Genomic DNA, 18717 nt, shown 5'->3' on the forward strand with positions numbered 1-18717 from the left:
CGTGCTGTCAACAGCAGAGAGTCAGCTGGTCAAGGCCCTGGAAGCCAAGATCACCAGCCACAACGCCTCGAACTTCAAGGTCGGCAAGTACTACGTCGAGCGGTACCGCACCAACAGCATCGGGGTCACACCGGACCTGGCCGCGCTCAAGGACACCGTCGTCGGCTGGGGGTCCACCGTCGTCGACACGCTGGAAGAGCGGGTCGACCTGCTCGGCTGGTCCACCCGCGACGGCGACACCGAGTACGACGACGACCTGGAGATGCTGTTCGAGGACTCCGGTGCCTCCGAGGAGGCGCACCAGGCTCACCTCGACGCATTCATCTACGGCATCGGATTCGTCACCGTCACCAAGGGTGGAGAGGGCGAGCCTCCCGTACTGGTCAAGGCTCACAGCGCCACCTCGGCGACTGCCGACATCGACTGGCGCACCGGGCTGGCCAAGACCGCACTGACCCGGAACAGCTCAACGTCCCAGACGCTATGGACCTCCGACGAGGTCATCGAGCTGACCCGGGCAGGGGAGTATGGGGCATGGTCGGTCGCCGAGCGCATCCCGCACGGCCTGGGCCGCTGCCCGGTCATCCCACTGGTCAACCGCAGCCGGGCCGGTGACCGTCGGGGTCGCTCCGAGATCACCCCGGCGATCCGGTCGTACATCGCCTCGGCGACCCGTGCTCTCAAGGGCATGGACGTCAACCGCGAGTTCTTCAGCGCACCGCAGCGCTACGGCACCGGTATGACCCCGGACCAGTTCGTCGGGGCCGACGGCCAGCCGAAGACCGGATGGTCGCTGGCATCCAGCCAGATGCTGGTCGCCCCGCTCGACGAAAACGGTGAGCGACCCGAGTTCGGCGAGTTCAGCACAGTCAGCCCCGGTCCGTTCATCGAGCAGATGACCGGCCTGGCTGGTCTGGTCGCTACCGAGGCCGGGATGCCGTACGACTACCTCGGCGTCCACATGGCCAACCCGTCGTCCGCCGAGGCGATCGGGATGCTGGAATCGCGCCTGGTCAAGCGTGCCAAGCGGCGGCAGAGCATGTTCACCCGTGCCTGGTCTGAGGTGGCTCGCCTGGCCATGGCGATCTTGTACGACATGGCACCGGTCGATCTGCCGCGCTTCATCTGTCACTGGGGTGACCCGGGCACGCCGACGACGGCGTCCGAGGTGGACGCGATGGTGAAGCTGATCCAGGTGGGTGCCCTGCCTGCCGACAGCGACATCGTCCTGGAGCGGGCGAACTTCACCGTGGCGCAGCGCAGGGCGATCACCGCGCAGCGGGAGAAGCGGCGTAGCTCTGACCGGCTGTCCGCCCTGTCTGCCCTGATCAACGGCGGCGGTTCCGCCCCGGCGACGCAGGCGATGACTGAGGAGGTCGCCAGTGTCGCCTAAGACCGACTTCGCCGAGGAGTCCGATTTCATCATCGCTGCCGCTGAGCGGGATTTCATGCGCTGGTGGAACCGGTCAGACGGGATGCCTGCTGCACGTCGCGAGCGTGAGATGCAGGACGTGATGGTCGGGCTGACCGACCACTACGGCGAGATCGCCGGGCAGTCAGCTGGCGACTACATCCACCGAGAGTGGATGGACTACGGCGGGGACTACCGCCGTCTGCCGTACCCGACGGTCGCACCGACTGCCGCACCGACGGCAGTCCTGGAGTCGACCGGCTGGGCGATGCAGACACGTCAAGGCGGGCTGGCGTCGGCTGCGCTGCCGGGTGTCCGTGTCCGTGTCCGTGCCCTGGAGGCGCTGGTCCGGCACGCCATGCAGCCTGCCCGGGACACCGTCGCCGTGGGAACCACCCAGGCCAAGACCCGGTTCGCCCGGGTCGCCGAGGCTGGTGCCTGCGGGTTCTGCCTGATGCTCGCCTCCCGCGGCGGAGTCTACCTGGACAGTGGAAAGGCGCTGAGCAATGATGCTGCCCGGTTTCACGACAACTGTCGCTGTTCCGCGGTGCAGGTCCAGGACGACAGTGAACTACCGCAGTCGAGCCATGAGCTGTTCAAACAGTGGGCAGACTACGCCAGCAACGAGCCTGGTCAACCGTCCCTGGAGGGGTGGTCGGCCTGGCTCTACGACCAACGCAAGAACGGGTGACCGGTACAGGCCGGGCGCACAGGCGGTTCAAGCCCGCCGACACCCACCACGCACGTCCCGACGGGATTGTGCTAACCCGCCACCCGTCGGATACGGGGTTACCTACTGGAGGTGCACCCGCTATGGGGAAGACCAAGGCCACACCCAATGACGTCGCTGCTGCCGCACTGGGCGGCGCTAAGACTGACGACACTGACGGCAAGCCCGCCGAGCAGACCACGGCTCAGCAGCAGTCGAGCAAGCCTGAGGACAAGGGCGACAAGTCCAAGGATGACGTCGTGACCATGTCTCAGGCCGACCTCGACGCGCTGATCTCCAAGCGCCTGGAGCGTGAGCGTGCCAAGCACGCCGAGGATGCCGAGAAGCTCACCGAGGGGCAGGAGGCGATCAAGCGGGTCAACGAGCTGCAGCAGCAGCTGGAGGCCGAGAAGCTGGAGCGCACCCGTGCCTCGGTCGCTGCGACCACCGGTGTCCCCGCCGCGCTGATCACCGGCGACGACGAGGCGGCGATGACTGCCTCCGCCGAGGCCATCGTCGAGTACGCCAGTGGTTCTGCCAAGCCCTCGACCGGCCCCGTCGTCCCCTCGGCGGGCACTGGCGACAATGCTGCCGCATCCCACGGCTGGGACGACGACGCCATGAGTCTGATCACTGGCGAGTAGCCGCCTCCACACCCCCACATACAAAATACCCCTTTACCCCGGCCCTTCTGGTCCGGGGTTTTTGCATGGAAAGGAGACCATCGACATGGTCTACGACACCACCAAGACCCCGGACGGCCTCGTCCCGAAGAGCCTGTCCGCCGAGATCTGGAAGACCGCGATGGCCGAGGCCGTCGTCCCGACGCTCGCCAAGAGCACGCCGATCATCATCGGCGAGAACACCGTCCCGACGCTGGAGAAGCGCCCGAGCGCGCACATCGTCGGCGAGTCCGAGGCCAAGTCGGACAGCGATATCAAGCTGGGCGAGACCAAGCTGCACACCGCCAAGGTGCAGACCGGCCTGGAGTTCACCATGGAGGTCACCCAGTCCAACCCCGGGCACGTCATGGACATGCTCGCCGAGGAACTGTCCGGTGCCATCAGCCGGCAGATCGACCTGGCAGTGCTGCACGGCCGTGTCGCCTCCACCGGTGAGGCCATGTCCGGCGACCGGGCGCACCTCTCGCAGACCTCCAACGAGGTGGCGATCGGCACCGATCTGTCCGAGATCGATGAGCGTCTGTGGGATGGCTACGCCAAGGTGGTCGCCAACGACGGATCCATGACCGGTGCTGCGATCGACCCGAAGCTGACCGCCCTGATCGCTCAGGCTCGCGATAAGCGAGGGAACCGGATCTACCCGGACGTGTCCATGTCCGGCACCAACTTCGGTCCGTTCGCCAGCCTCAACACCGGTATGTCCAAGACGATCTCCGGTCGCGTGGATGCGTCCACCGACACCGGGATCGTCGCGTTCGCCGGTGACTTTGAGGCGCTGCGTTTCGGTCGTGCCCTCGACATCCCGCTCAAGCGGATCGAGTACGGCGACCCGTTCGGCAACGGTGACCTGCAGCGTCACAACCGCGTGGCGTTCATGGTCGAGGCGATCGTCGGCTGGGGCGTCATGGACGCCAACCGGTTCGTGAAGTACACCGTCGGTTCGTCCAGCGGTGGAGACGGCAACGGCGGGGCCGAGGGAAACGAGTAGGGGCGGCGTCACTGCCGACCACGGTCGGCTAACCGACCGCCCTACTCCAAGGAGGAGGTGACCATGGCCATCGAGATCACCGCTGACCAGATCCGCGCCTACGTCGAGGTCACCGACCAGCTGGCCGACCAGCTCGTCGAGGACGCCATCGACCAGGCCGAGATCGTCGCGCCGGGCATCTCCGACCTCACCGGTCAGCAGGCACGCTCGGCGGCTGCGGTCATCCGGGGTGCGATCGTGCGCTACCTGGAAACAGGCAGCGACGGCACCACCCAGACCCAGGACACCCTCGGCCCGTACAGCCAGTCGACCAGCTACCAGACGCATACGACGCTGTTCCTGCCGTCCGAGGAGCGCAAGCTCGCCAAGCTCGTCGAGCAGGGCAAGCACAAGGCGTTCATGGTCGACATGACCCCGGAACCGCCCCGGCGACCCTGCGGGGTCTGTGCTCCAGGGGTCTGCCTGAGCTGCCATGGGAGGTGCTGGTAATGGCGCGACACGCTGACACCCGACGCCGGGTGGACTTCCCCCGCCGCTTCACCGCCACCACGATTCGTCGTGAGCAGGTCGGTGAGGACGACTACGGCGGTCCGATCTACGACGACATCCGCACCGATCACGCCGTGGTCGGCTGGGCGCAGCCCGGCGACACCATGACCTCCGACGACACCTCGGTGGCACGCCAGGACCACCACCTCGACCTGTACGCCGACATCGGCATCGCCCAGCTCAACGACAAGGTCGAGGTCATGGGGCGTGCCTACACCGTGACCAAGGTCCGTGACTACCGCCACGGGCCGTTCGCCACCACCGACCTCGGTGTCTACGAACTCAAGGAGACCACATGAGCGACATCACAGTCGACCACATCGCCGGTGAGTACGCCGACGGTCCGGACGTCCACCGCAATTCCTACGCCGAAAAGGACGAAGACGGTGCGCTGATCGTCTACGACGGCACCACCCGGGGAGTACGGGCGATGTACAGCCCGCAGGCGTGGCTGCGTCTGACCCTGGATGGCTAAGCTCGCCGGAATTCACCGCTGGAACACTCCAGCGTTTGCCGAGGTCCGCAACGCCCCGGGCGTCGTCCAGCTCGTCGATGAGACCGCCGAATCGGTGGCCGACGAGCTGGGTGCGCACTACGAGGCGTTCTCCCGGCCAGGCAAGAGCCGCTACCGGTCTCGCATCTACGCCCAGGGCGTCAAGGGGCGACAACACGACCGGAAGCATAACAGGATGCTCCAGGTCGCCACAGCCCGCGGCATGAAGCTGATCGGGGGTAGCTGATGGACTCCACCGCTGCGGTGGCCGCCCTGCTGCGAGCCATCGTGCCGCGCACCCAGGCCTCCGGTCCCGGGCTGCGCCTGCCACCCGACCCGCCGATCCCGTACGTGCGGTTCCAGGTCATGCCTGGACCGGCGACTGGTCCGGTCCGGCCACTCACCGTCGCCGTGCAGGCCTACGCCTACGACGATGCCACCGCCTCGGACATCACCGAGCGGATGTGGCGCTACCTCGACGGTCAGGAGACCGACGAGCTGACCAGCGTGTCCGGCCTGACACCACCGGCACCGCACCCCGATCCCGATTACCCCGACGTCCGCCGGTGGCAGCTGACCTGCCAGGCCGTGCACGTCACCTACTAACCACTAGGAGGCCACCACCATGGCACGCAACAAGAAGAACGTCCTGGTCGGCGCACCGAATCTCAAGATCGGTGGCGGCTTTTTCATCGGCGAGGTCATCGACGATGAGAAGAAGTTCCCGGACGACGCCAGCACCAAGCTCGATGCCAGCTTCAAGGCTGCGCCCGGCGGCTACATGTCCGAGGAGGGGCTGGTTAAGACCACCGACCGCTCCACGGAGAAGATCAAGGACTGGAACGGCGACATCATCCTCGTCGTGACCACCGACCACTCGGTCGTGCTCAAGTTCACCTGCATGGAGTCCGCCAACGCTGCCGTGCTCAAGATGATCTACGGGCCGGACAACGTCACCGTGTCCGAGGACAAGAAGTCGGTGTCCATCGTCGAGACCGGCGAGGACCTGCCGCACGTGAGCCTGGACTTCCTGATGGTCGGCGGGCAGGGGCGCAAGATTCGTGCGTTCGCCCCGGACGGCCAGGTGACCAGCGTCGGCGATGTCTCGTTCATCAAGAACGACGTCATCAAGTACGAGTGCGAGGTCGAGGTGTTCGACATCTTCGGCGATGGCCGGAAGCTCTGGCAGCACATGGACCTCGGCGCTGGTGACTCCACCGACGGTGGCAACGGCGACGACAACGGTTCCGGTGGTGACGCCGGTGACGACAACGACGGTTCCGACGGCTCCGACGGCGATGACAACGACACCGGTGGTGACGCCGGTGACGACAACGACGGTTCCGACGGCTCCGACGGCGATGACAACGACACCGGCGACGGTGGCGAGGACGCCGAGGGAAACTGATCGGCTCGGCGACCATCCCGGCGACCGTCGGATAGCCGCCGAGCGACCACCCGCACACCCCATCCCTGAAAGGAGGCCGAGATGGTAGACCGTCTCGATCTCAAGACCGGCGACACCCTCGACGAGGCTGTGTTCGCCACCATCGACGACAACGTCGCCGAGCTGGACCGCACCAAGGCGAACTCGTCCGACATCCCCGAGGTGCCGGACATCCCGGACGTCTCGGGGTTCGTCACCCAGACCGACATCGACAACGCGGTGTCCGGCCTGGCCAGCGAGTCCAGCGTTTCTGACAAGGCCGACCAGTCCGCTGTGGACACCCTCGACGACCGGGTCGACAGTCTCGCCTCTCGCCTGGACGCCCTGGAGGCCTCCAGCGGCGACACCGACGACAGCGAGTAGTCGCGCCCACCCCATGAAGCCCGTGCCCACACCGATGGTCACGGGCTTCTCGCTGCGTGCACAGGAGTGCACCTACCCGGTTCCGAGTACCGGGGCGCAGCACTTCACTCACCGTCGACCGGCGGTGAGGTCACCGACTCCCGTAGGAGGACTCCGCCATGCTCGAACGTTTCCACTTCCACACTGACGCCGGCGCTGAGATCGTGCTGCCGCGACAGGATCAGCTGCCCGTCGGCATCATCCGCAAGAGCCGCAAGATGGCGCAGGACGAGCAGGTCTGGATGTTCATCGAGCACGTCGCCGACGAGCAGAACCTGGCACGGATCGACGAGCTGACCATCGCGGAGTTCCAGCGCCTGGTCACCGAGTGGACCGACGGTGACGATGCGGAGGGCGAGGCATCCCTGGGGGAATCCGAGCAGTCGTCGACGCCCTCGACGACCCCGTAACCTGCCGGGCGCTGACCCATGACTTCCTCCAGCTCGGCAGTCGGCTGAGCTGGCTGGGCGACGGCACCGGGCGAGTGACCTACTACGACGTCTGGGTCATGCTGTCGTGCGCAGCACCGGGCAGTGCGGTGGCACGCCTCACCGACGAGGGCGACCGCAGTTGGACGCTCACCGACCACCTCATGGCCACCCTCGTCGACGTGGCGAACCTGCTCCTCTGGTCCAAGACCGAGGACGCCCAGCACAAACGCAACCAGCCCGAGCGGGTACCACGCCCCGGCGACGAGTACGAGGGCAAGCACCGAGGTGAAGCCCGCGACGAGAACACCGAGCACCTCGGCGAGGTCACCACCGCCGGTGAGCTGGAGGACCTGTTCTCCGAGATGTACGGCTGACCAGCGATTTTAGGAGGTCCCCATGGCCAATGAGCTGGCCGTAGGCTACATCTCGATCGTGCCGGAGACGAGCAAGATCGCCCCGGGCGTGTCCAAGGCTCTCGGCAAATCAGCCGGTCCCGCCGAGAAGCAGGGCAAGTCCATCGGGCAGAAGCTCGGCGGCGGGATCATGGGGACCCTCGGCAAGGTCGCCGGTGCTGCCGGTATCGCCGGTGCAGGTGTGGCCATGGGCAAGACCCTGATGTCGGGGTTCCAGTCCGCGGTCAGTGATTCGCAGACCCAGGCGGCACTGGAGGGGCTGTACGGCTCGGCCAGCGACGCTGCGGACATGATGGAGCGCATCGGCGATGTCAGCCGGTCATCCAGCCTGTCCACCGACGCCTACAACAACGCGGCGACTTCGCTCGCCTACCTGGGCGTCAATGGTCAGCAGTCCGAGGACATCCTGGGCAACGTCGGTAAGGCCATCGTCGCCGCTGGTGGCGAGTCCGGCCAGCTTGACCAGGCCACCGGTGCGCTGACCCGCATGGTCAACGAGGGTCGCGTGGGCGCACAGTCGCTCCAGCAGCTCTCCAGCTCCGGCGTGCCGATCTTCGCCGCGCTGTCCGACCACCTCGGCGTCACCAACGAGGAACTCAGGGACATGGTCAGCGAGGGGCTCGTTGACCTTGACGACGTCCTCGATACCCTTGGCGAAGCCAGCGGCGACCTGTTCCAGCAGATGCTCGACGGTGCCGACAACGTCGAGGCCACGTTCGGTCCGACCATGGAGCGACTCAAGGACAATATCAGCGGGGCGATGGGGTCCGCTGTCTCCGGTATCCAGGAGGCGCTGACTCCCGCACTGGCCTACGCTGCCGACCACGTCGGCGACCTCGGCACCGCGTTCGAGGGTGTGCAGGACATCGCCTCCGACATCTTCTCCGTTCTGGGTAGTGGCGAGGCTGGCGATGCCGAGATCATCAGCCCGGCGATGGCCGAGGGGATCGTGCAGTTCCGCGACCTGGCGGTCGACAGCTTCGAGCGCATCCGTTCGATGATGTCCCAGGTGGTCGACGGGGTGGACTGGTCTACCCTCTGGGAGGCGCTGACCGAGGTCGCCAGTGCCCTGGGCGAGATCGCCGGTGCCATCTCCGTGGCGACCTGGACAGCCCTGCTCAACGTCGTCGAGTCACTCACCCCGGTACTGACTAACGTGCTGGTCCCGGCGCTGAACATGCTCGCGGGATTCATGGCCGACCACCCGACCCTGGTAGCGGGCATGGTCAGCGGCTGGCTGGCGTTCCGCTCTGTCGGGACGATCGCCACCGTCGCGGTCACCGCCCTGGGCGGCGGGCTGCGACTGATCAGCACCGTCGGCAGCATCGCCGCCGGGGTGATGCGGGGCCTGTCCATGGCCCTGACCCTGATCGTCGGCCACCCGATCATCGCGGCCATCGTTGCCATCGTCGCGGCGCTGGCGTACTTCTTCACCCAGACCGAGCTCGGCCAGGAGCTGTGGCAGCGCTTTACTGACTTCCTGGGTACCGCGTTCAGCTGGGTCGGTGAGCTGGCGACTACCGTCTGGGGCGGGATTTCCACCGCCCTGGAGACCGTGGGAGCCGTGCTCCAGACCGTCTGGGACACCGTGCTCTCGCCCGTCCTGAGTTTCCTGGGCGACGCTTTTGCGGTCGTCGGTGGCGTGATCTTCACGGTCATCTACGGCACGATTCTCGTCGCCTGGAACGCCATGAGCGCCTTGATCGAGGCTGCCTGGAATAACGTCATTTCCCCCATTTGGGAGGGAATGAAAATCGGGCTGTCCGCCCTGGGTGACTTCTTCCAGATGATCTGGAACTCGGTCATTAAACCGGCCTGGGACGCACTCGGTACCGGTATTCGCATTGTCTACGACACGATCATCAAGCCGTGCTGGGATGCGCTCAAGACAGCACTCGGTGTTGTCGGCGATTTCTTCCAGATGATCTGGAACACCGTGATCAAGCCTGCCTGGGATGCACTCGGCAAGGGCATCCGGTTCGTCTATGACACCGTGATCAAGCCCTGCTGGGACGCCCTGCAGACCGCTCTGGGTGCCGTCGGCGACTTCTTCGAGATGATCTGGAACTCGGTCATCAAGCCCGTCTGGGATGCGCTCGGTACCGGTATTCGCGCTGTCTACGACAACGTGATCAGCCCGGCATTCGACGCCCTCAAGAGCGGGCTTGATTCCGTCGGTGACTTCTTCGACACCATCGTCAGCGGAATCACCACAGTCTGGAACACGCTCAAGTCCGCCCTGGCAAAGCCGATCAACTTCATGATCGACACGGTCTGGAATAACGGCATCGCCAAGGCCTGGGATACTGCCGCGACGTTCCTGCCGCTCGATGATGCGCCGAAGCTCGATCGTATTCCCGAGCACGCCGACGGTGGACGCATCCGCGGTCCCGGGTCCGGCACGTCCGACGACGTGCTGATGTGGGGCTCTAATGGCGAGCACATGTGGACCTCCGACGAGGTCAAAAAGGCCGGTGGCCACGGGTCGATCTACAAGCTGCGCTCCGCGATCGCAGAACGCAGGCCGTTCACCTACGACGGTGGGCGCTTCACCTCGCTGCCCAAGGACCTGGACAACAGCGCCGGCGACCTCGCTGGTGCGGCACCGTCGCTGATCCCGGCATTCGCCAAGGGCGGTGAGATCGAGCCTGCCTGGAAGCAACAGCTCGCCGCCGGGCACAAGTTCGCCAAGGAACAGCACGGCAAGCCGTACCAGTGGGCTGGTCCCACGGGTCCGGGGTCGAGCTTCGACTGCTCGGGCTTCATGGGGTCCATCGCCGCCGCGATCACCGGGGACAACCCCTGGCAGCGCTACTGGGCGACCATGAGCTTCCCGTCACCAGGCGCTCAGGGCTTCAAGCCCGGCCTGGGGCCGGGGTTCTCCATCGGCATCTTCAATGGCGGACCCTACGGCGGCCATACCGCTGGCACGCTGACCGGTGTCGGTAACTACGGCACGGTCAACGTCGAGTCCGGCGGTAGCCCGAGCCAGGTCAAGTACCGCGACGGTGCTGTCGGCGCTGATCACAGCAGCTTCGACATGCAGTACCACCTGCCGATCGGTGCTGACGGTGCTTTCGAGTCCGGTGGTGGCGGAGGTCCGTCGCCCGAGGAGCAGCGCTCCGGTCTGCGCAAGAAGATCGAGGACATCATCGACAAGGCCCTCAAGCCTGTCTATGACCTGATGCCCTCCGGTCCGCCGGAGTGGCTGGAGCTGCCGGGCAAGGTGCTGGAGAAGTTCAAGTCCGGCTCCTTGGACCAGCTGTTCGAGATCATCGACAACCTCGGTGAGCTGCTCTCCGGTGCCTGGAACAAGGCCAAGGAGTGGGGCGGCAACCTCGTCAGCGGGGTCACCGGCCTGTTCCGTGACCAGGGCGGGTACGTGCCTCCGGGTATGTCCATCGTCCGTAATGAGACCGGAAAGCCCGAGGCTGTCTTGAACTGGGACCAGCTTGGTCAGGTCAAGGGCTTGGCTGAGGCTGCTGGTCGGATGCTTGGTCCGCAGGCGGACAGCTTCATCCAGCGTGGCATCCGCGACGCTGAGATGTGGGGCAACGCCGCTTACCAGGGCACCCGGGCGGCCAACCAGGTCGCTGCCGGTGACCTGTCGTCGCTCTCGGGCGACACCGGCGACGGCATGGGTCCGGTGCGCTGGGATCTGATCGGGTCCCAGATCATGGGCGATGCTGCCGCGGAGTTCGCCAGTGAGCTGGCCGGGTTGCTCGACATCGACCACCGGATCGACACGGTCAAGCTGGTCGATGAGAACGGCAAGAGTGAGGCTCGGGCACAGTCCAAGTCCTCCTCGACGCCGACGATCGAGACACCGGCGGCGGCCACCACGGTCGTCCCGGACGATGTCGAGGTCGCCCCGTCGGTGACCCCGGCGTCTGCCGAGCCTGCCTCGACCAACACCGGTAGCAGTACCCGCGCCGACGGGTCGATCAAGGGTATGCGTGCCCTCGACGACGCCGAGCGTGCGGAGTGGGTCGCTGCCGGTGGAGGCAGTACCGGGTCAGCCAGCGGCGACAAGGGCATCGCGCAGCGAGTGTTCGCTGACCGCGGCTGGACCGGCGACCAGTGGAATGCCACCGACTGGATCGTCGACAAGGAGTCGGGCTGGAAGATCGACGCCGAGAACCCCAGTTCCGGGGCGTTCGGTTGGTTCCAGCTGAACCCGTCGTCCGGCACGCTCCAGAAGTACCTGCCCGACCGCTCGCTCGACCCGGAGAAGCAGGCCAACGCCGGTGCCAACTACATCGGTGACACCTACGCTGATCCGCTCGACGCGCAGCGTTTCTGGCGTGCCAACAACTGGTACGACGCCGGTGGTATCGCCACCGGCGTCGGGGTGATGCAGAAGAACACGCTCAAGCCCGAGCGTGTGCTGTCGCCGCAGATGACCCCGGTGTTCGACCGGTTCATCGACCTGCTGCCCGGCCTGCTGTCCACCGCAGCACCCCTGGCGGCTGCCGCGACGGTGCCTGCTGCTGCTCCGGCAGTGGCGGCACTCGCCCCGGTGCTCGACTCCGGGCTGTCTGCGCTGGCTGACGGGGTGAAGAACCGTCGCTCCGGCGACGGTGGCGGCTCCGACAGCCACGACACGTACCACTTCGACATTCACGGCGACAACTCCAAGGACATCGCCGCCGAGGTGCAGCGTGTCCTGCGCAACCCTGGCCGGGCATCCGGTCGGTTCACGACGGTCTAACAGACCACGACCAGCAAGGAGGTCACACCATGCACTCTGCCGACCTGGTCCTGATCTGGGAGTCCGTCACCGGTAGCGAGTTCCACCTGCACGGTCGTCTGCCCGGACGGCGGGGGATCGGTCGTGGTGCCGAGGGGGTCATCCTCCAGAGCATCACGGGCATCGGCCCCACGCCGTCCGAGCTGCGCCGCCGCAGTGCCGCACGGCAGGCCGGGTCGACGCCCGGCAGTACCAAGGTCGACGAACGCCTGGTCACCCTGGAGGTGGCCATCGTCGCCACCCGCCAGCACACCCTCGACGAGGTCTGGCAGTCCTGGCTCAACGCTTGGGGCTCACCGGGCCGACTCATCTTTCACACCCGTCGAGGCGTGCGGCACCTGAACCTCCAGCTGTCCCGCGACATGCAGCTCGGCACCGACATCGACCCGCACCGTCGCGGTGTCCTGGAGGTCACCGTCGAGGCCGTGGCGACCGACCCGTACGCATACAGCTCGCAGTTCACCCGTGACTTCCAGCTGTCCGGCGGTACCGGCACCGTCGAGGTGTCCAACCCCTGCGACGTGCCGGTCTACCCGCGGTTCATCTGCGACTCACCCGGCGAGGGCTGGGAGTTCCCGGACGGCGTCACCGGCGACTCGGTGCCGCTGGACACCATCAGCGTGCCCGGATTCGTCGTCGACACCAACCCGCTGAACCGCACCATTGCAGGGGTCGACGGTGAGCCGCAGTGGGGCAAGCTCCTCGGCCGCGGATTCCGTCATGCCATCCCGCCGCGCACCACGGCCACCGAGGTGACCATCGAGGGTCCCGTCGACGGGTATCCGTCCGTGCGCATCATCCTCGACCGTCGATGGGAGTCGCCATGGTAAACACCGAAGCCCTGGACCGCATCGCCGGTGAGGTCACTGCCGCCGAGCAAGCCCGCGAGGCTGCCAGCTGGGGCCGTCAGTACGTCCGGGTCTGGGACAGGGAGGGTGCGTTCCTCGACGAGCTGTCCGGCGAGATCAGCATGAGCGTCGACGACCTCTACAACGACGCCGGTGACCTCACCGTCGCCCTGCCTGCCGAGCACTTCCTGGCGCAGTGGTCCCTGGACGAGGACATCGAGTCCATCTGGTCGATCACCGTCGAGGACGCCACCCACCCCCGACCCTGGGAGACCCGGTGGTCGGGCACGGTGGCCAAGGTCCTGCGCGATGTCGACGAGGACGGTGCCGCCACGGTCACCTGGCAGTGCACCCACGACTGGCGGCTGATGATGTCCATCGTCTGCTGGGCGAACCCGTTGACGCCTGCCGGGCTGCAGGTGCCCAAGGAGATGCTCCTGCCCGGTCCGTCGCACTGGGTCATCAAGAACTTCCTGGTCATGAACTTAATCAGGTTGTACGGGGTCGGCTGGACACCGCCGGAGAACATCTGGGACCCGGAGTCCTGGCGAGACAGGTGGGGCCGGTTCTTCGACTGGCCGATCTTCTGCGCACCGGCACCCTCACTGCTGCGGGACACCTCGCCCTGGACGGTGCTGCGCAGCCGGTTCGCGTACTTCTCCGACCTGATCGGCGACACGCTCAACGATGGTCAGCTCCAGCTCAAGGTCTGGCGCTGGGTGCCCGGCGACGAGCAGCCGTACCCGGACTACGTGCAGTTCAGCAAGCCCACGATCGTCGTCGACGTCGTCGAGAAGTCGGGCAAGACCGACTACACCGGCACGATCATCGACGGTGCGATCAAGTACGTCTCCTACCTGACCGAGGACCTGGCCGAGACCGGCTGGGAGGCGATCATCGACCCCTCGGCACCGACGACACCGAAGACCGCCGGACGCGAGGCGATCCCGGTCTGGCGCGAGGACGAGCACGCCGGATTCGACGGTGTGCCCGGTGCGGGCATGGAGATCACCAAGCCCACGGCCTGGCAGGTCACCCACGGCGGCAAGTCGCCGGGGTGGGTGAACACCGGCGTGAAGCTCGGTGTGAACTCGGCGCTGGGTCTGCTGGGCAACATCCTCATGGTGCCCGGCTTGAATGGCGCGTTCGACGATTACCTGGAGGACGTCTTGTTGGCGTTCGCCGTGAACAAGTCCAACCGGCGCAAGAACGCCATGGGCAGGTTCGCCCCACCCGAGACGTTCATCTCCGGTGGCAACGGGTTCTCCATCTCGACCCTGCAGACCGGACGTACCGGGCTGTACGACACCCGCGGATACGTCGGCTATACCGCCCTGATCGAGGACGGCCAGCCGTACTACGCCTACTGGGACTTCCAGCTCGGCGACCGGGTCGGGGTGGAGCAGGACGGGCGTGTCTGGATCACCCGAGTGGTGGCCATCAAGCGGGAGTGGTCCCGCGACTCCGACATGACCCTGACCATCACCCTCGGCGACCCCCGCCATGCCGAGCTGCCCGAGGCTCGCCTGCTCAAGGAGCTGGCCAAGGTCGGCGGCGTGCTGCGGGCGCTCGGCGTCGATGCGTAACCAACTGTCATTGTGACGAAAGGTGGGCTATACATGAGCACCCCAGAATCGACTGATCATGCGGTCCGTGTCGCCGAGATCGAGGCACTGCTGCGCGACGTGCCCGGTACCGAGGAGGTCGGTGGTCCGACCTACGCCCTGCCGGTCGAGCTGCGGGCTGCGATCGCCACGCACCTGGTGCACTGCGGTGTCGAGGTGACCGGCACGGCTGACCGGACCTGGGTGCCACCGGAGACTGAGGTCGTCGACCACTTCATGCAGCCCGGACGGTGGAAGCGGGTGGTGACACCATGACCTCACCCGATCTGCACGACCCGTCAGGGCGGCCACCGAACCCTGGTGACGAGGGTGTCGACATCATCCGTGCGCTGGCCGGGGGATTCCTCGACGGTGGCGTGATTTTCAACGTCATCACCGGGGCGATCAACGACGCACTCAGGGGGCTGCGCTCTGACGGTGCCCTCGGCGAGATCAGCGACGGCCAGATGTCGCTGATCAACCAGGTCGGTTTCCTCAACGGGGTGCGCGGCTACTGTGCCGCCTACCAGTCGATGCACATCAACGCGCAGTGGCGATTCGGTGACGGCAACGAGAGGTTGATGCCGTTCGACGCCCAGCTGGGACCGAACAAGGGTGCGTCAATCGACACCACCCAGAAAGGTATCCGGTTCCATGAACAGGGGCTATGGCTGATCTTCGCCACCACCCGTGCTCGCAACACTGGCTGGGACGGGTCCAACTACACCTCCATGTTCGTCGACGTCTGCCGCCCCGACGGCACGGTCTACTCGACCCTGATCATCGACGGCCAGCCCGGCACCGCGTTCGAGTCGCTGACCGCCACCGTGCCGGTCGTCGTACCTGGTCCCGACTACTACGTGAGGATCAAGACCCGGACGGGGCGCTGGCGGTGGTGGGACGGCGGTACCGGCTACACCCGACTGGCTGTGCTCAAGATCGACAATGACATCGACAACACCGGCGACGGGGATGTCCCGTCCGAGCCTGACCCGTCGCTGATGGCCGAGGGTGAGGTCCACTATGAGACCACCGCCCTGGAGGCCGGTCGAGCTACCGCGATGGCTGCCGGTGTCGACCTGGACGCTCTGCCGGACAGCGACTGGCTGTGTACCCGGCGCACCTCCAGCGATACCGACGAGGCCACCGGTGCTGGCTTCACCGAGGACGACCTGGACACCTACGACCCCGAGGAGGAGTCATGACCACTCTGTTCGGTGACTTCCACACCGTCCTGGGCGACGCCAGCACCGCGACGATCACGATCCGGTCCCTGATTACCCGGTCCGGTACCGAGGCACCCGGGATGATCACCACCGAGGGCGATCCTCTCGCCCTGGTCGACGGTGCCATGCCCGAGGTCGAGGTCGACCCGGGTCCGACCGTGGTGACCCTGGAGGGTGGGGGAGTGTCCGACCAGTGGGTCATCGACACGCCCCTCGATGGTCGTCATGACATCGCGTCACTGGCAGAGATGCAGTTCGACTATGAGCCAGCGGTGGTCTCTCAGGCGGTCGCGGCCAAGGACGAGGCGATTCGCCAGGCTGGTATTGCCGGTGGTCACGCCCGTGACGTAGCCTCGTCTGCCGAGCACGTCGATGATGTCGTGGCTGACGGGGCGGCCACCGTGCGTGCGGAGTTCACCGACCTGACCGAGCGGTCCGAGGATGCCCGTAAGGGTGCCGAGGACGCCCGGGACAAGTCCGAGGCCTGGCGGGACGGTGCCGAGGGTTTCGCCCTGGAGGCCGGTACGTCCGCCGGTGAGTCCGCGACCAGTGCCTCCGAGGCGTCATCGTCGGCCACCACCGCCGGTGACCACGCCACCCAGACCGGTAAGGACGCCACCGCCACCGATGCCGATCGTAAGGCCGTCGCTGAGGATCGCAAGGCGACCGAGGATGCCCGGGGTGACGCTGAGAAGCACCGGGACGATGCCGAGAAGCACCGCGACGACGCCGAGGGGCACAGTAAGACCGCCGGTGACGCTGCCGGGCAGGCACAGGATGCTGCCCGCTCGGCTGCCAGTGACGTGCGCGGCGAGCTGTCCTGGTTGACCGAGCGCTCCGAGACTGCGGCGGGTCAGGCTGAGCGCTCCGAGACTGATGCTGCCGAGCACCGGCGGCTGGCCGAGGAGGCTGCCAAGTCTGCTTCCGAGGTGGTCAGTGACGGTGTCCCGGACGCGACCAGCCAGATCAAGGGCAAGGTGCGCCTGGGCGGCGACCTCGGCGGTACCGCGGATGAACCGACGGTGCCCGGGCTGGCAGACAAGGCCGACGAGGGTCACGGTCACCAGATCACCGACGTCGGCGGCCTGGAGGACATCGCTGATGCGGTCCGGGACGCCACGGCCAGCTCGACCGGTGACACCCTGGTGCGCCGTCGCGAGGACGGCACGGTATCGGTCGGTACGCCGACGGACCTGAACCATGCAGCCAACCGCCGCTACGTCGACGCCCTGGGCACGGCCACCGCACTGCCGTCCTCGGTGGTGCGCCGCGACGGCAACGGTCGTATCAGCACCGCCGGCCCCGAGGCCGATACCCACGTCACGACCAAGCGGTACGTCGACAGTCGCATCGTCGTGGTCGACAGCGAGGACGCCGTCGGCGACGAGCCTGGAGTGCTCTACCTGGTAAAGGAGTGATCGCATGTCTGCTCACATCGGCGGTGTGCCCGTCACCGTGATGGTGCTCGACGGTATGTCGATGCAGTCAGCCTGGATGGACGGGTCGATGGTCTGGTCCGCGGTGCGCATGGAGGACGGTGTGTCCTGGGAGCGGTACTTCGACAAGGTGACCTCGGCGATCGCGTTCTCCGAGTACCTGGCCGACCGCGATATGGTCACTACGACTCCTGACTGGACCTTCCAGGGCAACGTGGATAGGCAGGCCCTGTTCATCTATCCAGCGTCGCCGTTCGAGGGATCCGTGACCTTTATGGCAGACTCCACCGACGAGCCTTCTCCGGAATGGTTGCTGGGTTTCGGGCTCACCGAACCTAACGACATCCGCGCCGGGGCTAACCAGATCTTCTACATGCCTGTCGATGTGGGCATTGCAGATGAATCCGGAGGCATGGCGGTCGTGCTGCACATCCCGAGCACGGATGAGGGAGGAGCTGCGTCCCTCGGGATCCGTCAGCGTGACGGAAGCATGGTTACGTCGTCCGTCGATTTCCCGGTAGTCGAACGTGACGCCGGCGTGGGCGCTGCTGTGGGGGAAGTCCACCTGCACTACGTCCACTCTGACCGAACGCTCCGAGGCTTCGCCGATCGGCAGGAGAAGTTCGCTGTCGAGGTGCCGGAAGGATCCGTCAGCTTGGCGCAATTGCCCTGCAGGCCGGCCGTGTCCGTCCCGCAGGTAACTACCACCGCATCCGGCAGTGGATACATTTCCGAGACCATGCCCCTGATGACGTACATCGCCGGGTACACCGGATGGGCGGCGCACGACAAGGCGTCGCAGTGGGGTCTGACTGGTGAGAAGTTCGTCCTCTACGACGAGGACGCCATTGTCACTCCGCCGGACGGTGCCCGCTGGGTCGACATCGTCGCACTGGGCGGAGGCGGTGGTGGTTCCGGTGGCGGGGCGGTCAGTGGAGCAGGTCTCCAGGGGTCGCCGGGTAAGTGGACGTTCACCACCTGGCGCTCCGGCGAGGCGCCGGACCGGGCGCTCACCCTCACCATCGGTACAGGCGGGGCAGGGTCGTCGAGCAGCAGCTCCGCCGCATCAATGCCAGGGGCTGCCACGACGGTTACCAACGCAGCGCCTGCCCTGGACCTGTCTGCCGAGGGAGGGGCCGGCGTCAAGGGGACTGGTGGCTCGCGGTCTCCGCGGAAGCCTGAGCCGTATCGGGTGTTCAACGAGGTCTTTCCCCAGCCAGACGGGAACTTCGGCGCCGGTGGTGCTGGGGGACAGGGCGGGGTGATCAACGACAACACCGGAGGCAATGGCTACTCCGGCGCTGTCTGGCTGCGGTTCCGGTTCTAG

General features: G+C 66.4%; 20 protein-coding genes. All 20 read left to right on the forward strand.

The genetic code is table 11. From position 1 onward, the window contains the following. Position 1 precedes the first annotated feature (1 nt). The 20 genes from PQI66_RS00310 (at position 2) to PQI66_RS00405 (ending at position 18717) form a co-directional block, all read left to right on the forward strand. Positions 2-1393, forward strand: coding sequence for a phage portal protein (locus PQI66_RS00310; protein WP_339995125.1), 1392 nt, complete (start codon positions 2-4; stop codon positions 1391-1393). Further along, the gene (locus PQI66_RS00315) at positions 1383-2102 is read left to right on the forward strand and encodes a VG15 protein (RefSeq protein ID WP_339995127.1); all 720 of its coding nucleotides are present in this window, start codon (positions 1383-1385) and stop codon (positions 2100-2102) included. The genes PQI66_RS00310 and PQI66_RS00315 overlap by 11 nt, the downstream gene beginning before the upstream one ends. A 122-nt stretch (positions 2103-2224) precedes the next feature. Next, on the forward strand, positions 2225-2764 hold the full coding sequence (locus PQI66_RS00320) for a hypothetical protein (protein WP_339995128.1): 540 nt from the start codon (positions 2225-2227) through the stop codon (positions 2762-2764). 85 nt (positions 2765-2849) lie between these two features. Beyond that, complete coding sequence (locus tag PQI66_RS00325; protein ID WP_339995130.1) at positions 2850-3791, forward strand: phage major capsid protein; 942 nt, start codon at positions 2850-2852, stop codon at positions 3789-3791. A gap of 63 nt (positions 3792-3854) precedes the next feature. After that, positions 3855-4280: a hypothetical protein gene (locus PQI66_RS00330; protein ID WP_339995132.1), complete on the forward strand. Its 426-nt coding sequence runs from the start codon at positions 3855-3857 to the stop codon at positions 4278-4280. Further along, the gene (locus tag PQI66_RS00335) at positions 4280-4639 is read left to right on the forward strand and encodes a hypothetical protein (RefSeq protein ID WP_339995134.1); all 360 of its coding nucleotides are present in this window, start codon (positions 4280-4282) and stop codon (positions 4637-4639) included. Before PQI66_RS00330 ends, PQI66_RS00335 begins: the two co-directional genes overlap by 1 nt. Then, positions 4636-4815, forward strand: a complete 180-nt coding sequence (locus tag PQI66_RS00340) for a hypothetical protein (RefSeq protein ID WP_339995136.1) — start codon at positions 4636-4638, stop codon at positions 4813-4815. The genes PQI66_RS00335 and PQI66_RS00340 overlap by 4 nt, the downstream gene beginning before the upstream one ends. Next, positions 4808-5080 (forward strand): hypothetical protein, encoded by a 273-nt coding sequence (locus PQI66_RS00345; protein WP_339995137.1) that lies wholly within the window; start codon positions 4808-4810, stop codon positions 5078-5080. The genes PQI66_RS00340 and PQI66_RS00345 overlap by 8 nt, the downstream gene beginning before the upstream one ends. After that, a complete protein-coding gene (locus tag PQI66_RS00350) occupies positions 5080-5439 on the forward strand; it encodes a hypothetical protein (protein WP_339995138.1) in 360 nt (119 codons plus the stop codon). Before PQI66_RS00345 ends, PQI66_RS00350 begins: the two co-directional genes overlap by 1 nt. Positions 5440-5458: 19 nt before the next feature. Further along, positions 5459-6241 (forward strand): hypothetical protein, encoded by a 783-nt coding sequence (locus PQI66_RS00355; RefSeq protein WP_339995139.1) that lies wholly within the window; start codon positions 5459-5461, stop codon positions 6239-6241. Between the two features lie 81 nt (positions 6242-6322). Further along, on the forward strand, positions 6323-6643 hold the full coding sequence (locus tag PQI66_RS00360; RefSeq protein ID WP_339995140.1) for a hypothetical protein: 321 nt from the start codon (positions 6323-6325) through the stop codon (positions 6641-6643). Positions 6644-6801: 158 nt separating this feature from the next. Beyond that, complete coding sequence (locus PQI66_RS00365) at positions 6802-7092, forward strand: hypothetical protein (RefSeq protein ID WP_339995141.1); 291 nt, start codon at positions 6802-6804, stop codon at positions 7090-7092. Positions 7093-7166: 74 nt separating this feature from the next. Beyond that, on the forward strand, positions 7167-7487 hold the full coding sequence (locus PQI66_RS00370; RefSeq protein WP_339995142.1) for a DUF5361 domain-containing protein: 321 nt from the start codon (positions 7167-7169) through the stop codon (positions 7485-7487). 22 nt (positions 7488-7509) lie between these two features. Further along, positions 7510-12237 (forward strand): tape measure protein, encoded by a 4728-nt coding sequence (locus tag PQI66_RS00375; protein WP_339995143.1) that lies wholly within the window; start codon positions 7510-7512, stop codon positions 12235-12237. 29 nt (positions 12238-12266) lie between these two features. Next, positions 12267-13106 carry a hypothetical protein gene (locus PQI66_RS00380; RefSeq protein ID WP_339995145.1) on the forward strand — a complete coding sequence of 280 codons (840 nt, stop codon included), beginning with the start codon at positions 12267-12269 and terminating at the stop codon, positions 13104-13106. Further along, positions 13100-14710, forward strand: coding sequence for a Gp37-like protein (locus PQI66_RS00385; RefSeq protein ID WP_339995146.1), 1611 nt, complete (start codon positions 13100-13102; stop codon positions 14708-14710). The genes PQI66_RS00380 and PQI66_RS00385 overlap by 7 nt, the downstream gene beginning before the upstream one ends. 33 nt (positions 14711-14743) lie before the next feature. Beyond that, positions 14744-15004: a phage gene 29 protein family protein gene (locus PQI66_RS00390; protein WP_339995147.1), complete on the forward strand. Its 261-nt coding sequence runs from the start codon at positions 14744-14746 to the stop codon at positions 15002-15004. Continuing rightward, positions 15001-15933, forward strand: coding sequence for a hypothetical protein (locus PQI66_RS00395; protein ID WP_339995148.1), 933 nt, complete (start codon positions 15001-15003; stop codon positions 15931-15933). The genes PQI66_RS00390 and PQI66_RS00395 overlap by 4 nt, the downstream gene beginning before the upstream one ends. Next, entirely contained in the window at positions 15930-17372 is a 1443-nt protein-coding gene (locus PQI66_RS00400; protein ID WP_339995149.1) for a hypothetical protein, read from the forward strand. The genes PQI66_RS00395 and PQI66_RS00400 overlap by 4 nt, the downstream gene beginning before the upstream one ends. Before the next feature lie 4 nt (positions 17373-17376). Continuing rightward, the gene (locus PQI66_RS00405) at positions 17377-18717 is read left to right on the forward strand and encodes a glycine-rich domain-containing protein (RefSeq protein ID WP_339995150.1); all 1341 of its coding nucleotides are present in this window, start codon (positions 17377-17379) and stop codon (positions 18715-18717) included.

Origin of the sequence: Corynebacterium sp. USCH3 (genome assembly GCF_037619475.1) — a bacterium.
Classification (GTDB): Bacteria; Actinomycetota; Actinomycetes; order Mycobacteriales; family Mycobacteriaceae; genus Corynebacterium.

What these genes read in the sequence shown, in the direction of transcription:
- PQI66_RS00320 (WP_339995128.1), top strand. Translation starts at nt 2,225, where the DNA reads ATGGGGAAGACCAAGGCCACACCCAATGACGTCGCTGCTGCCGCACTG.
- PQI66_RS00325 (WP_339995130.1), top strand. Translation starts at nt 2,850, where the DNA reads ATGGTCTACGACACCACCAAGACCCCGGACGGCCTCGTCCCGAAGAGC.
- PQI66_RS00330 (WP_339995132.1), top strand. Translation starts at nt 3,855, where the DNA reads ATGGCCATCGAGATCACCGCTGACCAGATCCGCGCCTACGTCGAGGTC.
- PQI66_RS00335 (WP_339995134.1), top strand. Translation starts at nt 4,280, where the DNA reads ATGGCGCGACACGCTGACACCCGACGCCGGGTGGACTTCCCCCGCCGC.
- PQI66_RS00340 (WP_339995136.1), top strand. Translation starts at nt 4,636, where the DNA reads ATGAGCGACATCACAGTCGACCACATCGCCGGTGAGTACGCCGACGGT.
- PQI66_RS00345 (WP_339995137.1), top strand. Translation starts at nt 4,808, where the DNA reads ATGGCTAAGCTCGCCGGAATTCACCGCTGGAACACTCCAGCGTTTGCC.
- PQI66_RS00350 (WP_339995138.1), top strand. Translation starts at nt 5,080, where the DNA reads ATGGACTCCACCGCTGCGGTGGCCGCCCTGCTGCGAGCCATCGTGCCG.
- PQI66_RS00355 (WP_339995139.1), top strand. Translation starts at nt 5,459, where the DNA reads ATGGCACGCAACAAGAAGAACGTCCTGGTCGGCGCACCGAATCTCAAG.
- PQI66_RS00360 (WP_339995140.1), top strand. Translation starts at nt 6,323, where the DNA reads ATGGTAGACCGTCTCGATCTCAAGACCGGCGACACCCTCGACGAGGCT.
- PQI66_RS00365 (WP_339995141.1), top strand. Translation starts at nt 6,802, where the DNA reads ATGCTCGAACGTTTCCACTTCCACACTGACGCCGGCGCTGAGATCGTG.
- PQI66_RS00375 (WP_339995143.1), top strand. Translation starts at nt 7,510, where the DNA reads ATGGCCAATGAGCTGGCCGTAGGCTACATCTCGATCGTGCCGGAGACG.
- PQI66_RS00380 (WP_339995145.1), top strand. Translation starts at nt 12,267, where the DNA reads ATGCACTCTGCCGACCTGGTCCTGATCTGGGAGTCCGTCACCGGTAGC.
- PQI66_RS00385 (WP_339995146.1), top strand. Translation starts at nt 13,100, where the DNA reads ATGGTAAACACCGAAGCCCTGGACCGCATCGCCGGTGAGGTCACTGCC.
- PQI66_RS00390 (WP_339995147.1), top strand. Translation starts at nt 14,744, where the DNA reads ATGAGCACCCCAGAATCGACTGATCATGCGGTCCGTGTCGCCGAGATC.
- PQI66_RS00395 (WP_339995148.1), top strand. Translation starts at nt 15,001, where the DNA reads ATGACCTCACCCGATCTGCACGACCCGTCAGGGCGGCCACCGAACCCT.
- PQI66_RS00400 (WP_339995149.1), top strand. Translation starts at nt 15,930, where the DNA reads ATGACCACTCTGTTCGGTGACTTCCACACCGTCCTGGGCGACGCCAGC.
- PQI66_RS00405 (WP_339995150.1), top strand. Translation starts at nt 17,377, where the DNA reads ATGTCTGCTCACATCGGCGGTGTGCCCGTCACCGTGATGGTGCTCGAC.